This is a genomic window from Acinetobacter sp. ANC 3813 (assembly GCF_002135435.1).
Lineage (GTDB): Bacteria > Pseudomonadota > Gammaproteobacteria > Pseudomonadales > Moraxellaceae > Acinetobacter.
In genome coordinates, this window is record NZ_NEGK01000009.1 from 135,775 (window position 1) to 148,841 (window position 13,067).

15 protein-coding genes are annotated in these 13,067 nt (G+C 43.7%); all 15 read right to left on the reverse strand.

Translation table 11 applies throughout. The annotated features are described in order from the left end of the window. Positions 1 to 5 precede the first annotated feature (5 nt). Complete coding sequence (locus tag B9T34_RS14120; protein WP_086213771.1) at positions 6 to 1,973, reverse strand: hypothetical protein; 1,968 nt, start codon at positions 1,971 to 1,973, stop codon at positions 6 to 8. Then, entirely contained in the window at positions 1,963 to 2,376 is a 414-nt protein-coding gene (locus tag B9T34_RS14125) for a hypothetical protein (RefSeq protein WP_086213772.1), read from the reverse strand. The genes B9T34_RS14120 and B9T34_RS14125 overlap by 11 nt, the downstream gene beginning before the upstream one ends. After that, entirely contained in the window at positions 2,373 to 6,068 is a 3,696-nt protein-coding gene (locus tag B9T34_RS14130; protein WP_086213843.1) for a tape measure protein, read from the reverse strand. Before B9T34_RS14130 ends, B9T34_RS14125 begins: the two co-directional genes overlap by 4 nt. A gap of 92 nt (positions 6,069 to 6,160) precedes the next feature. Continuing rightward, entirely contained in the window at positions 6,161 to 6,631 is a 471-nt protein-coding gene (locus tag B9T34_RS14135; RefSeq protein WP_086213773.1) for a hypothetical protein, read from the reverse strand. A gap of 237 nt (positions 6,632 to 6,868) precedes the next feature. Beyond that, positions 6,869 to 7,192, reverse strand: coding sequence for a hypothetical protein (locus tag B9T34_RS14140; RefSeq protein WP_086213844.1), 324 nt, complete (start codon positions 7,190 to 7,192; stop codon positions 6,869 to 6,871). Between the two features lie 60 nt (positions 7,193 to 7,252). After that, complete coding sequence (locus B9T34_RS14145) at positions 7,253 to 7,834, reverse strand: hypothetical protein (RefSeq protein ID WP_086213774.1); 582 nt, start codon at positions 7,832 to 7,834, stop codon at positions 7,253 to 7,255. Positions 7,835 to 7,907: 73 nt separating this feature from the next. Next, the gene (locus B9T34_RS14150) at positions 7,908 to 8,651 is read right to left on the reverse strand and encodes a hypothetical protein (protein ID WP_086213775.1); all 744 of its coding nucleotides are present in this window, start codon (positions 8,649 to 8,651) and stop codon (positions 7,908 to 7,910) included. Further along, positions 8,641 to 8,826, reverse strand: coding sequence for a hypothetical protein (locus tag B9T34_RS14155; RefSeq protein WP_086213776.1), 186 nt, complete (start codon positions 8,824 to 8,826; stop codon positions 8,641 to 8,643). The genes B9T34_RS14150 and B9T34_RS14155 overlap by 11 nt, the downstream gene beginning before the upstream one ends. 9 nt (positions 8,827 to 8,835) lie before the next feature. Further along, positions 8,836 to 9,267, reverse strand: a complete 432-nt coding sequence (locus tag B9T34_RS14160; RefSeq protein WP_086213777.1) for a hypothetical protein — start codon at positions 9,265 to 9,267, stop codon at positions 8,836 to 8,838. Beyond that, positions 9,260 to 9,808 (reverse strand): phage virion morphogenesis protein, encoded by a 549-nt coding sequence (locus B9T34_RS14165; protein WP_086213778.1) that lies wholly within the window; start codon positions 9,806 to 9,808, stop codon positions 9,260 to 9,262. The genes B9T34_RS14160 and B9T34_RS14165 overlap by 8 nt, the downstream gene beginning before the upstream one ends. A gap of 7 nt (positions 9,809 to 9,815) precedes the next feature. Then, entirely contained in the window at positions 9,816 to 10,256 is a 441-nt protein-coding gene (locus B9T34_RS14170) for a gp436 family protein (RefSeq protein ID WP_086213779.1), read from the reverse strand. 7 nt (positions 10,257 to 10,263) lie between these two features. Then, on the reverse strand, positions 10,264 to 10,620 hold the full coding sequence (locus B9T34_RS14175) for a hypothetical protein (protein ID WP_086213780.1): 357 nt from the start codon (positions 10,618 to 10,620) through the stop codon (positions 10,264 to 10,266). 11 nt (positions 10,621 to 10,631) lie between these two features. Further along, positions 10,632 to 11,708: a major capsid protein gene (locus B9T34_RS14180; RefSeq protein ID WP_086213781.1), complete on the reverse strand. Its 1,077-nt coding sequence runs from the start codon at positions 11,706 to 11,708 to the stop codon at positions 10,632 to 10,634. A gap of 3 nt (positions 11,709 to 11,711) precedes the next feature. Further along, positions 11,712 to 12,095, reverse strand: coding sequence for a hypothetical protein (locus B9T34_RS14185; RefSeq protein WP_086213782.1), 384 nt, complete (start codon positions 12,093 to 12,095; stop codon positions 11,712 to 11,714). Continuing rightward, positions 12,095 to 13,063, reverse strand: coding sequence for a hypothetical protein (locus tag B9T34_RS14190; RefSeq protein WP_139841277.1), 969 nt, complete (start codon positions 13,061 to 13,063; stop codon positions 12,095 to 12,097). Before B9T34_RS14190 ends, B9T34_RS14185 begins: the two co-directional genes overlap by 1 nt. Between the last annotated feature and the right edge of the window lie 4 nt (positions 13,064 to 13,067).

The window sequence follows — 13,067 nt, forward strand, 5'->3', positions numbered from 1 at the left end:
ACTACCTATGCTGCGGCATATGTTGCCGTTTCAATACTTAAATAATTTTGCTTAAACTCTTTTTTATAAGCCCAAGGTGTAATCTCTACACTGCCCGTCGAATAGTTAATCGTGCCCTGCACCTCGCCAGCGGAGTTGACCAAATTGCCCGATGTCGCACTCAAGGGAGCATCCGTCAATGTCAAATTGCGCGTGATTGAGCCCAACTCATCAGTAAGTGGAATACTCAATTCAATACTGCTCGGCTGAATTGCAGATCCAGTGCCAATGGTAAATAAAAGCTTTTGGTTTGAGTCTGGCGCAATATCAGCTTTTGTCTGCTCCAAACTTGTACCGAAGTTATAAGTCACATTAAAAACAGTAGACTTCTGCGGCAGCTTATTGGGAATCAGCTTACCTTTGCCGCTGGCATAATTAATTTCACCCACAGCATCCCCCGTAAACTTGCCCTGAGCACTACTGACCGCAGTTTTCTCCACACCTTCCAGCAGCCACTTTACCGTCACACCCGAAGCAACACCCTCGGATAATTGAAAATCAAAACTGGCTTTTTCCACACTCAAATTAGAGCGCACAAAAGTCACAATTGGCGTTCCCCACAGCAGCAGGATTGATGAATTCACATCAGGCAATGCACCAGCGGTTAACGTCCAAGATCCAGTTTCATAATTGATGCGGCCTGAGCCAAATGAAGAGCTTGTACCTTTCAACTGACCAGAACCATCATCTTTCAATTCATAGAACTTGCCTTGAGCCATATATGAAATGGATAAAGAACCAGGTGCAGGAATGGGCACCAGCACTCCTGTCCAGTTTGTACTTTGGCTGTTCTGAGTTACTGGGATTGCGGTGCTTTGGTAATACTGATTAGGTGAAGCTGCAGGCGTGAATGTGATATTCAGTGTGGTGCTGCCTGAGCCTGCTGAATCCGTCCATTGAATCAGCCCGCGCTGATAGTCAATTGTGCCGACCTGTGTGCCTAAAGTATTTTTAAGCAGTCCGCCTTGGTCCGAAATAGATTGTCCAAATAGCGTGAATGCCACACTCGAAGGCATCACACTTAAGCCAATGTATAGATTCTGACTTGTGCCTACAGTTACTGCAAAATTAGCAGTAATGGTTCCATCATTACCTGGCACCAAAACTACACTCTCACCCGCCGCATTCACATCAACAATCTGTGATTCAGTCTGAGCAGACGGAATCAGCTGAGCATAGATGCTTTCAGCATTTACAGTGTATTCACCTACATTCGAATCGGCTGCCAATCCGACGGAGGAGTAATAAGTCCCAGTATCGGCCACAAGTGTATCGCGGATAATCGTTGTGGATTTCTCGCCGTTGTACCATTGCTTTGCAGATAGGCCGACAAAGTCCTGATCTAAAGGATCGCTGATTGTGTAGGTGGCTATCTTGTATTCAAAATTCTTTCCATCCACCACAATGATTGCGGTGCGAGTTTCAACCTTGGTGATTCGGACATACTGCTCATGCTGCAGCGCTTTACCTTCGTTCGACACTAGGGCAATTGAATCACCTACAGCCGATTCTGTCTCTTGCGGGAACATAGCAACCTGCAGAATTTTCATGCCTTTGTAATGTGTATCAAGCGGAGTGCCCGCAGACTGGCCTCCTTTTGCCAAGTATTCTTCAACACGGTTCTGTGCAGCTTTGCGCTCGTCTGTCCATGACTCTGTACTAAATAGCAGTGCAGAAACATTAGGATCTTCTGGCAACTCAGAGATAAAGACTGTAGCGCCCATCAGCTTGCTTGTATCTGCTGTGTTGACTGCGGGATAGATCTTGCGCATGGATACATCACCAGTAGTGCGGTTTAACTCAGAGATATCATCGAATAGGTTGTTGCTTAGTCCATCTTCAATGATCTGGCCTGAGTATTTTCCGCCGCCATCATCGTTATCGGTTAAGCGTTCTGGCTTATAGATCACCAGATCTTTAGTTTCAATCGTCATTATTTTTCTCCGTGAACCGCAGTGTGACGGCGTAATAATCATCCTCCGAAACAGTTGGATGCTCTTTGACTGGCTTAGCTTCGATTGCGCCAGCCTCATGATTGAAAATCACATTAAATGAGCGCCCATCATGTGGGTACTCAAACTGCAAAGTGAATTGCTCATGGAGTGCTGACCAATCCAAAACAGTCCGTAAATCGCGGCGCTTAATCCAGCCTTGACCATCTGCGGCAGTTAAAGTGATTTGGCGGCCTGCGAGTTTTGTACCCCCTTGCACGATCAAGCTACCATCGACAGCATATTCCTGTGTTTGTGCTCTAGGCTTCCAGTCAAATTCATCAGACCATAAAAAACCGTCTTCTAATGAGACGGTCTCTTGTGTAGCTAGGCGTATGAGTTTCATGTTGATTTCGCCTGTGTTTGTAGTTGCTTAATAAGCTGATTCATTGCTGATTCCTGATCCGCAGTACCTGATAGTGAAAGTGTTTTTCCGCCAAAGTTGATGCTGTAATTCACATTCTTGCTACTAGAGTCATTGGTTGAAATCGATGGAGATTTCACAGATGGCGCTGCACTCTTCACGGCATTGGAATTCGCATACTGCGCTAAACGCTCAAGCTCTTTATTGACAACATCAACGTTGCTCATGCCGCCGCCGCCGCCCGCAAAGCTCCAATTTTCCACAGTCTGCTTATAGCCTGTGCCATTAGCATTCCTAGAACCTTGATACACTTCATTTGCTAAGCGCTTAGCTTGTGCCTCGTCATATCCCATAGCCTTAAGCTTTTCTTCAATATCAGATGCGTTGTAAGCCATCTTGGCGCGGGAGCCTTGCGGTGTAGCATGCATTGCACTCTCGGCAGATTTAACAGCCTTTTGCCACGCATCACTTGCACTCGACGCCTCATCACGGGCAACTTGACCTGCATTACGGAATCCATCACCAATACCGTCGGCAGAGTTACGCACCTGATTGTTTGAAGCAGTCCAGTCGTTCATGGCTTTAACTGATGCTTTGCCTGTGGCATCGATTTGGACTTCAAGATTACGTCCAGCATTCAAGGCATTTACTGCCGCAACCCTTCCAGCATCACCCGATGCAGCAGCAGCTTGAGCTGCCTTCTCGTAAGCTTTCTGAATGCCTTCGGCTGTTGCCTGACCGCTATCACGAACATTAATGAAGTCCATCAGTGCTTGTCGAGCTGCCAGTTTTAGATTTTCCTTAGTTTCAATGCCTAGGCGTTTGAATGATTCAGTAACAGGGTCAACATCATCTGGCAGCTTCTGAGCCTGAAACTTAATAGCTAGTAATCCTTGCTCAACTTGTGAGGTAGATATTTGGCCTTGGTCACCGAACTCTTGAAGCTTAGCTTTTGCAAAATCAATCTCAGCTTGGCTTTTGGCAGTTTCCAGCCAGTTAAGCCACGCTTGGTATGTTGCATCACCAGCCGCTTTACCAGTGATGCCTGCCTCGCTAAGCCTATTCTTAAATCCTTCTAATTCATTCCCGGAACTCGAAAATGATTTAGAGACTTTGTTTAGTGAGACATCAAGGTCAACCCCGAACAGCTTGGCAGCAGCAGATGCTCTTGAGTATGCAGATTCAGCAACCTGACCCGAGCCAGTTGTCGCATTGTTAAGTTCGGCAATTCGTATTTCGCGGTTAGCTTTAAGTTCATTCTCTTTAGCGTTGATAGCATCGGCAGACGCTTGCGCCGAAGCCAATGCATTTAGGTCACCTGTACGTTTAGCCTCTTCGATCTGTTTATCTAGTAAAACACGCTCAACTGCAGCCTGTTTCTGATATGCAAGAAGTTCTTCGTCAGCCATTTTGACATTGTCTTTGGCTAGCTTTAAGGCTTCCTCTTTTACTCTGGCATTTTCTGCTGCCTGCGCTGCGCTTTCACCCGCTTGGACCGATACCTTGCCCGCTTCATCTATGGTGGCGATATAGCCTTTCGTCAACAGATCGGCTTGCATCACGCCATCCATGACTCCGCCATTGGCTTTGATGGCAGCCTCAGCGGTTGCCTGTGCTGATGCTAAAGTATCGCTATCAAGTTTGGCTTTGGTTGTAGCATGTGCTTTTTCACGAGTCTCCAACTCATTGGATTTTTGCAATATTGAATCAATGGCTGACTGATTGCCATCTTTTCGCGCCTGATTGAGCTGCGCATCTATCGCTGCACGTTCATCTGCCAATGCTTTGGATTTTTGGGTTAATTCCTCATTTTGCTGAATGAGCTCAGCAAATGTTGCTTGGTTTTTTGAGATGGTTTCAGCGTTTTTTTCATCTTGGGTTTGCGCAGCCTCCTTCATGCGCTGCACACCTTTGGATTCGAATGCCATCGCATCCTTATCAGCTTCGGCGTAATACTGCTTTGCTTTGGCTTTCATGTTGTCTGCATTGGCAGCAAACTGTTTACTAACATCACCCCACGTAACAGCAGCCATAACACTATTTGCTGCTGAGGCTAAATCAAAAAATGCGCCAGCTAAAAGATTGACACCAATTTTAATTGCAGCAGCACCGTCAGCGATAAAACCAAATGCAATCGATAACCCTTGAATCACACGCTCCAAGAAACTAACTTGCTCACCCGCCGCTGCAGCCTCACCAGTAAATGATGAAAGCACAGCCAAAGCGTTGGTTAGTGTTGTTCCTAGAATATCTACAATAGTTTTACCAAAATCAACCAAAGTAGAAATCACATCTTTAACGGCATCGTATGCACTTGATAATGCAGATTTAAGACTTTCAAAAACAGATACATCAATAAACGAAAGTTGATCACCAACCCAAACAAAACCAGAACCAATATCATTAAGCAGTGTTTCCACAATGCCCATATTGTCAGCAAGCATTACAAGCCATTGCGCTACTGTTGCAGATGCTCCATTGGCTTGATCCATTTTTCCAATCAGAATTTGCCATTGTGTCGAAATGCGCTGTAAAGCATTACCAATGGTAGTTGGAAACTTGGCGTAATCAGCCTCAATTGCTGCTGACTGGCTTTGAAGCGCTTTAACAACTTTCTCGGCTGACAGCTCGCCGTTTTCAGCCATCTTGCGCAGTTCACCAGTAGTGACACCAAGTGATTTAGCCAAAGCCGAAGAAATGCCCGGCGCTTGCTCCATGATTGAGTTAAATTCATCACCGCGAAGAACACCACTCTGCAAGGCTTGGGTAAGCTGAACAATAGCAGCCTCACTCGCTTGCGCTGATCCACCGCCAGTTTGCACCGCCATGTTAATTGTTTTAACTAAATCCAAGCTTTGCTGCTGAGTCATCCCCATTTGCTTGCCAACATCATTCACTTTCGTGAATAAGCCCGCAGTAGCATCAAGGCTTGTATTAGTCATCAATGCAGTTTGATGAACGCCAGCCATGGCTTGAGTAAAGTTGCCGCCATCACTGGTAGCAATATTGATACGTGCAGAAAGATTTGTATATGCATCTGCTGTTTCAGCGAGTTCACGAACACCGAGGCCAACACCAATCGCAGCCATTGCTCCAACAAGAGCATTTACAGCAAACTTAGCTCCATCTATGCCTTTTTGTGCTGATTGGGCGGAAGTGTTAGTTTCTGACAATCTTGTATTTGCACGACCGACTTCCTGATGAAAATCAGAAAACGCTTGATCTGCTTGTTGCACTTCTTTTTCTAGCTGATCTACTTGTCTTTGTGCAACTTCAATATCTGCAGGTGATGCATTTGTTTTTGAGAAAGCATCTAGGTTTCGCTTAGCTTCAGCTAAATCACTTTTTAATTGGCTTAAAGCTTTTTCTGCTTTGTTTCCAAAGTCAGTGAAGTTACCAGCAGTTGTTTTTGCATTATCACCTGCATCTTGAATGATTTCAGTTGCAGCAGTTAATGACTTGGTTAAGCTATCTGCAAGCTCTTTGCTTTTTACTGGAATAATATTGCCAAGTGCTTTTGCAGTCTCGTCGCTATTTTGCTTTAAGTTTGCAGATTCTGCTTTAATGGCATCAAATAGTTTTTTGGTAACATCTTCAGACTGCCTCGCTGCTGCAACTAGGCCTTTGCTGTCACCGTCCAGTACCAGCTTAAATGTTAAGTTCTTTCCAGACATGCTGACCTCAAATTTAGGCATAAAAAAACCACCGTTAGGTGGTTTTTTGGGGTATTAAAAATCTTGTCGAATTTTGGGTAATCACTCTCAATCTAGATAATTTCAGAATCACTCAGATCCTTGGAAATATTCAAATTAATTTTAAAGTTTCCACTCTCCTCACCAATACCCCAATCACCATGAATTAAGGCTTGAACATTAATTCCTGATTTTTCAGACAGATTACTTAACTTTAATAATTTTTTAAATTTAAGAGCATCCTCGTCAGACAAATACCCTAGTTTGATGTCATTCACCAAAACCATAATTGCATATTCTCTATCAAGATTATTGAGATCTTGAATCAAAAATGCAGTCACAACCACTTCTACAGCTTCATCTATTTTCGGGCCAATAATTTCAATGAAGGACTCTTGATAAATGTTGCTTTCTAAAATTTTATGCTGAAATTTATTCTTTTTAATGTGTTTAAATTTACCTGATAGCTTAAAATTTTCATTCGAGTTCACCATAACAAAAAATGTAATTGCTATTAATAATGCGATAGTAATCCATAGCCACATATTGAGCTCTTTGCAAAAAATTGTGGAATATTCCTAATTGTAGCATTTAGATTCTTAAGCACAGGTTTTTGTTTAATTCAAAGTATTAAAGCGGATTTTCCATCATTAAAATTGTCGCAAAAAGCCATATTCAAATGTTGGTAATTTATTAATTTATAATAAAAAAAGCTCCCTGGGGTGTTTTTTCATTTACCGCATTGAGAACAAACCCATCTATTTGCAAAAGCTGAAGCTCGTTTAGCAATCATATGCCACAAGAATATTAGTACCCAGATAAGCGCTCTCAACCCAGTCAATTCTATATACGCGACCATCCACAATAGTGATGGCGTAATTCGCATTATCTACTCTATATTTATAAGTGGTAGCTGGGTATGGCCGCCCTCTTCCATCTCGAATATTATGCTCAAAAGATGATTCAGGACGCCCCAAAACATCTCTCAATTTGCTATAGCTATCACCAAGCTCAACAAAGCCGTTGCTACCGCGCAATGCCCTCATATCTACAGCAAAAGCCTGAGCTGACATACATAATGCCAAAATTAAAACTAGCTTCTTCACACCAACACCCTCAATAATATTGTTATTCAAGCACATAATAAGTTAAATCTGCAAAATTCATCAATGTTTAGTTAGTTCAGATTGGAACTTTTCAAAACCCTTTTTATCTGAGTGGTGTGCAGCGCGGATCACATTGGCATGCAATTTGTTGTCGTCCAAATATACCTTCTGGGCCGCTTTCAAATAGTTTATAAAGCAACCATAACTCATTTGCATAATTTCAGAATGTTGATGACCCTGAGCCACCAGAAACTGAAATGCATTAAACCAGCTGGATTGTTGTTCGCCTGATTTGGCCCGTTGACGCGGTTTTGGCTCTTTAAAATATGCGGTATTCACTTCAAGTATTGTTTTCAGCAGTAGCTTAAAGCCTTGCTCGTCTGTGGCTGCGCCTTGAATTAAATCGGCCTGCGGTAAACTTGTAGCTATCTGCATCAAGTGCAGAACTTGCGGCCCATGTGATGTGAATAACTCTGTCAAAATTTCATCTGAATAATCTTTCTTTTCTAAAAAGGTTTTTAATGTAATAGCAGCTGGAAACCATTCGTCCAAGTTATACATTTTGAATTGCTGTACAGCTATTTCTGATTCGCCAATTAAAACTGAAATACTGCGGCCGTTCGCCAAGAAGAAATCATTCATGATGGAATCTCAAAAAGCAGGCACAAAAAAAGACGCTTTTTGCGCCTGTGCATTTCTTTGTGCCTGAAAGGGTTTAGGTTGTTACAGCAAAGCGTTCAATATGACCGAAAATACTTAACTCAGCATCATTTGCTTTAGTGATATCCGCAAGACACTCGCCTTCAAAGCTGTAGCTTGCAAAGTCTTCATGAATTAGATCAAATTCAGTTTCAGGAGACAGTTCTAGTCGCCACAGTGTCACTGCAACCTTATCGCCTTGATACGTGTCTACACCTTTGAAGAAGAAACGATATTCTTCACCCAAATTTGTAGCAATAATGGTACGAGTAATAGCACCTGACTTGCCTGACCACTTCACATCAGTAACCGCTTCATTAAAAATTACCGTTCCAAATACAGCATCTAATGTGTATTTATCAGATGTAATTTCAGCATCTGCTGGGCCCTTAAAAGCAACATCAGATAAATTTCGAATTCCAAGATCAATCATCTCTCCGATTTTTACTGCACCCAACGCTGTTTCAGTAATTGTTGCTTCTGGAATTTCAAGTGTTTTACCGCTGAGCACCATAGCTAGGTTCTCTTTAGTAACTTCTTCCAACGTTCCGCTAACTGACACACCAGTTTGCTTACGTAATACAGCATCTTTTGCACGCATGCCAGTCTTGGATTCAAAATGATCCGTCGATTCAGAGGTGATTTGCAATTGGAGCTCAGGAGTATTACCAATAGGCAACAATGCTGCTGGTTGACCATTGATCATCTTTGCTAAAAATAGTTCGCCCTGCAGTGAGATTAAGTCTGGTTTATTTGACATCGGTTTTCACCTCTTCATTTTTGGCTGGTGCAGGTTTAGCTTTGACTGTTTCTTTAACCTCTTCAATCACGCCTCGCTGCAGTAAATCTTGAATTTGAGAATCGCTTAAACCGCCGACGATATCCCCTGAATTAAAACGCCCGACTGGTTGCCGAGCTTTAAATTGTTTTGACATGAACTATTCCTACACAAACATTTTTGATTCAAATACCAAAGTGATATACACGCAAGTTGGTGAATAATCCTCCTCAACCGCAACCATTTCGAGCGGACGCTTGCTTGATGCAGGACGCCAGCCCGACAGCATCTTCAAAACTTTCATGGTTAGTATGCCGGCACGATCCAAAACAGCAGATCCATCATTTTGCTGTGATGCAGCGTGACGCTCACAAATCGTAACTTCCCATTGCTGAGCTAAGCTCATCACTGATGCACGGCCAGCATCATCAGACTTGCGTACGCGGCGATAATAAATCTGAGCATTCGGCGTAACCTGTGAAAGCTCAGTTACTTTGGCAGAGTTAGCTGGTGTATATACCTTTTTGAAATCAGGGATTTCTTTCAGCTTTTCATAAATTTCATTACGGACTGCAAAGAAATTTTCTTCATCACTCATTGGTTAAATGCTCCACAATTAAATCCATGACTTTCTTCTCATCGGTTTCAGTCAACCCAAGGAAGGGACGCCGAGGCATATTGACCTTATAAGGCTTACCCATACTTTCCTGCATAAAATTGGAGCGTGCCTTACGCACAAACTTATTGCCAACCAAGCCGGTACGCTGGTTCTGCCTGAAGTAAGTACGGCGCATGCGTCCTTCATAGTGAATTTCACCCCCAAAGTGATGAATCGCGCCATATTCCACATCAGTACCAATTTCTACCCCATTCTGCAGAACGTTATGGGTAATGGAATTCATAAGCCGCGAGGTATCACGAAGCGTTGTTCCGCCTTTACGCATTACCCGGCCTGATAAGCGCCACTTACCTTCAAGACCTTCACCATTTGCCCAGCGGCTGCGGATATTGCTCACAACCATCTGGCCAATTGCATCAAATAGTTTGGGTTTGCTTTGGTCAATGTTAGATAAACGCTGTAGAGCCAGCATCACTGCAGACTCGCCATCCGCTTCAATCGTAATTCCTATACCTGTCATTTCGATCTCACCTGATGCTAGGCATCATGTTTAGGACATCATCACTAAATACGCCGCCGCGGTATGTCGTACCGATTGGCACTGTGGCTGGTGATCTTGTTGGCTTTTCTTCAGTGACTTCATTCTGAGGGTTAAGAATGTTCAATGTCGCTTTTCCATCAGCAACCCTTTTCAAGAAATCTATTTCCGCCTTATAGCGGTTTTCGATTTCTTCAGTTGGTCGCTGAAAGTAAAGCCGGTAGCGCGCGATATTGCACGCAATCCGTTTTAACGTACTGGGGGTATTTGGCAAAGGTAGGACATATCGAATAGCGATATAGCTGTCTATTTCCTCAGATGCATCCTGCAGTGCTTCCTCAATCGAATTACCTGCTGTTTGCATTGACTCCAGTTCTTGAAGCTCTCCTTCGCCAAAACGCTCCTCTAAATTATTTCGAGTTGCGTACATAGATCACCTATTTGGTTTCAGTGGCAGCCTTCTTGGCTTCAGTAGTCGCTTTCTTTAAAGCAGCTTCGGATGTAGCCAGTGATTTTTCTAAGCCTTCAACTTTTGCTTTCAGCTCGGCAACTTCGGCATCGGCTTTATCTTTGCCGGCAATGAGGATTTCCTCATTAGCTTCCAGCTCGGCAACTTTGGCAGTTAGGCTTGCTAACTCTGCAGCTGTACCGTCGGCTTTAGGTTCCTGAGGCTCTTGATATTCTTCAATTGCGCCAGATGCTAAAAGGGCCTGAAGTTGTTTAGCTTCAAGCCCTTTGATTTCTTGTCCTGGTCGGTAATGACCGAGGGACTGTTTTGCAATGTACTTTGGCATTCTTTAATTCCTTATACGAAACCACGGCCGCCGACTAAGCCGTTTTTATTGTTAGGGATAGCCAAAGGAGATGATTCAGCAAGCATTTGAATGCTTGATGGATTCTTCTCTTGCCATTGGCTTAAGTAAAACTCTAGAGCTTGACCGAAGGCCTCAACGTTCTGCAAGGCACAGTGTGCGATCCAGCCATTGGCATCAGAAATCAATCCAAAAAAGTCTTCAGGAATAAAGCGCTCTGATGAACCGCCGCCAATACTGTGCTGCACGTCATATGTCCAGATTTCAATGTTATCGACCGTTCCGCGGAATTGAGGCTTGTCCATTTGGTCAAAGGTCGGCGTAAGCGGTACGTTAATACCCGCATACGGCGCAATGAACTTTTCCTTAAACTCAGCATCTTTAATCAAGGTGTTATACACCTTAGATGTTGTCAGAGCCATAATTGGTGAGGTGCCAGAATGCTCCACTGATAAATCAATCATAGCTTGGATGTCTTTAACTGGTGTGGCATCAGTTTGGCCCCATTTAATCAATGGTGCGAAATTACAAGCTGGATTACGTTCATAGTTCACTTCATACATTGGGAAGTCAGCAGAAGCGAATGTTGTTTTGCCATATAGCAGAACATCACGGGCAATCAGCAATTTTCGGTTTTCAATGGATTGGCGCAGATACAAAGCTTTTTGAGCTTGGTCAATCAGCAGTAAGTCAGCATCGCTTAAACGGTTTGAGCCGGTTGCAATCACACCAAATTTACGTAACTGCGTAATCAAAGCAGTATTTTGAACATCGCTTGGGAATACCGTCATCATTGGCTTTAAATAAGCTGGCTTAACAAATTTTACGTTACCAGACTCACCCACTTTAATTTGACGACCAGCAGCCGTAGGCGTTACGAATGGAGCCAATGGAGTTGCTGTATTTAATTCACCTACTGGCACTTCTTTTTTCGTATACGACACACGTTGCGGGAAAAAGCGGTCCATTAACCATGTATCCACCTTTTGAGTGGTATCGGTCAGCAGCACCAGCTGCGGAACATCCAGCAGTTCTACTGGTGCATTTCGAAATGTAAATTCCTGACTCATGTATTAATTCCCCACTACTTTACGAAGTTCGATTTTGTTGACCAATGCCTGTGCACGGACCGCATCATATTGACCAGCTGTTAATGCGGTACCATTTACCGTCACTACAGCAATATCAAATGCGCCTTGCACATAAATCGGCATCTCTAGACCATTGGCTGCATGGTAAGTTGCTTGCTCTGCAGTCATATCGATATTCGCAATTGCATTCCAATCACCCACCACGCCTTCAGTGACTACTGGGTGATCAGCTAAGTTATTTGTTCCAACCTTCAGCAAATCACCGCGCTTATACGCTGTGGCTGTTTTTACTTTGGCGTTTTCTGTGCGAACACCGTCACCTACCACAAGTTGCGTAGTGATGATTGTTTGAGTAATTGTGCTCATTATTGTTTTGCTCCTTGTTGAGCTGCAGCAAATTGGTTAAAAGCTTGGTCCAGAGCTGAACCTTGATTACCGCCTTGCCCTTGACCGCCACCCTGACCACCAGTTGCTTGATGGCTAAACAAATGCGCAAATTGTGGTGGAATTTGCTGTTGTTGCGGTTGCACAGCTAGTGGAGTACTGCTTGCAGAGAATTGCTTTAACTGCTGGGACATAAATGCAAATGCTGAGTCATCCATATTGGTATATGACTTTTTTTCTTCAGCGCTGAATTGCTTATTCAAAGACGTTTCAAGCGCTTTGATATCTTCTTCACGCTTATCTGCTTTGAACTTATTCAGCTCAGTTACAGCATCATCACGCTCTTTTTCAGCCTTGGCTTGGGCTGCTTTTGCCTGTTCTAATTCGGTCACGTCTGTGTCCTCTGGTTGGGTAAATTGTTTTGGAGAATGGCTTGCGGCCACAGCTTTGGTATTGTCATCTGCACCTAATGCACAAAAAGACACTTCGCGGATGCGGCCGCCGCGGAAGATTGTGATTGGCGCCTGCAGCGTCCGACCGTTTACAACAACTTGCCCGCGCTCAACTTCTTCAATTGAGGCGGGATCGATGTAAACAGACATTTGCCATGGAAACCCTTCATCGCTATCTTGGGCAACTTGCTGACCGAACTGATTGCTCAGCAGATCTCCGTCGACTTTTAAACCAGTGACATTGTCTTTGCTAAACTGTGTCACTACACCGACACGGCGCCCAGTGTCATGATCCAGCAATGCAGCAAGCGGTGTATCGATCTGCATTGATTCAAGATCAAAGATCACATCGCCCCAGTAATAGTGGCCTTGTATTGGCTCCCCACTGTATGCGATGCCGCTAAATTTTCGTTTCTGATTTTCAGCCGCGACTCCAATTTCAAAAGGATTGGCCTTGAATTGAAGAACCTTAGGCTCTATTGGTTTGCTTTCTGCCATATTT

Bases quoted from the DNA above. Each gene is read 5' to 3' on its own strand.
- B9T34_RS14125 (WP_086213772.1), bottom strand. From the start codon at position 2,376: ATGAAACTCATACGCCTAGCTACACAAGAGACCGTCTCATTAGAAGAC.
- B9T34_RS14160 (WP_086213777.1), bottom strand. From the start codon at position 9,267: ATGAGTGATGAAGAAAATTTCTTTGCAGTCCGTAATGAAATTTATGAA.
- B9T34_RS14190 (WP_139841277.1), bottom strand. From the start codon at position 13,063: ATGGCAGAAAGCAAACCAATAGAGCCTAAGGTTCTTCAATTCAAGGCC.
- B9T34_RS14185 (WP_086213782.1), bottom strand. From the start codon at position 12,095: ATGAGCACAATTACTCAAACAATCATCACTACGCAACTTGTGGTAGGT.
- B9T34_RS14135 (WP_086213773.1), bottom strand. From the start codon at position 6,631: ATGTGGCTATGGATTACTATCGCATTATTAATAGCAATTACATTTTTT.
- B9T34_RS14150 (WP_086213775.1), bottom strand. From the start codon at position 8,651: ATGTCAAATAAACCAGACTTAATCTCACTGCAGGGCGAACTATTTTTA.
- B9T34_RS14155 (WP_086213776.1), bottom strand. From the start codon at position 8,826: ATGTCAAAACAATTTAAAGCTCGGCAACCAGTCGGGCGTTTTAATTCA.
- B9T34_RS14130 (WP_086213843.1), bottom strand. From the start codon at position 6,068: ATGTCTGGAAAGAACTTAACATTTAAGCTGGTACTGGACGGTGACAGC.
- B9T34_RS14170 (WP_086213779.1), bottom strand. From the start codon at position 10,256: ATGTACGCAACTCGAAATAATTTAGAGGAGCGTTTTGGCGAAGGAGAG.
- B9T34_RS14175 (WP_086213780.1), bottom strand. From the start codon at position 10,620: ATGCCAAAGTACATTGCAAAACAGTCCCTCGGTCATTACCGACCAGGA.
- B9T34_RS14145 (WP_086213774.1), bottom strand. From the start codon at position 7,834: ATGAATGATTTCTTCTTGGCGAACGGCCGCAGTATTTCAGTTTTAATT.
- B9T34_RS14120 (WP_086213771.1), bottom strand. From the start codon at position 1,973: ATGACGATTGAAACTAAAGATCTGGTGATCTATAAGCCAGAACGCTTA.
- B9T34_RS14165 (WP_086213778.1), bottom strand. From the start codon at position 9,808: ATGACAGGTATAGGAATTACGATTGAAGCGGATGGCGAGTCTGCAGTG.
- B9T34_RS14180 (WP_086213781.1), bottom strand. From the start codon at position 11,708: ATGAGTCAGGAATTTACATTTCGAAATGCACCAGTAGAACTGCTGGAT.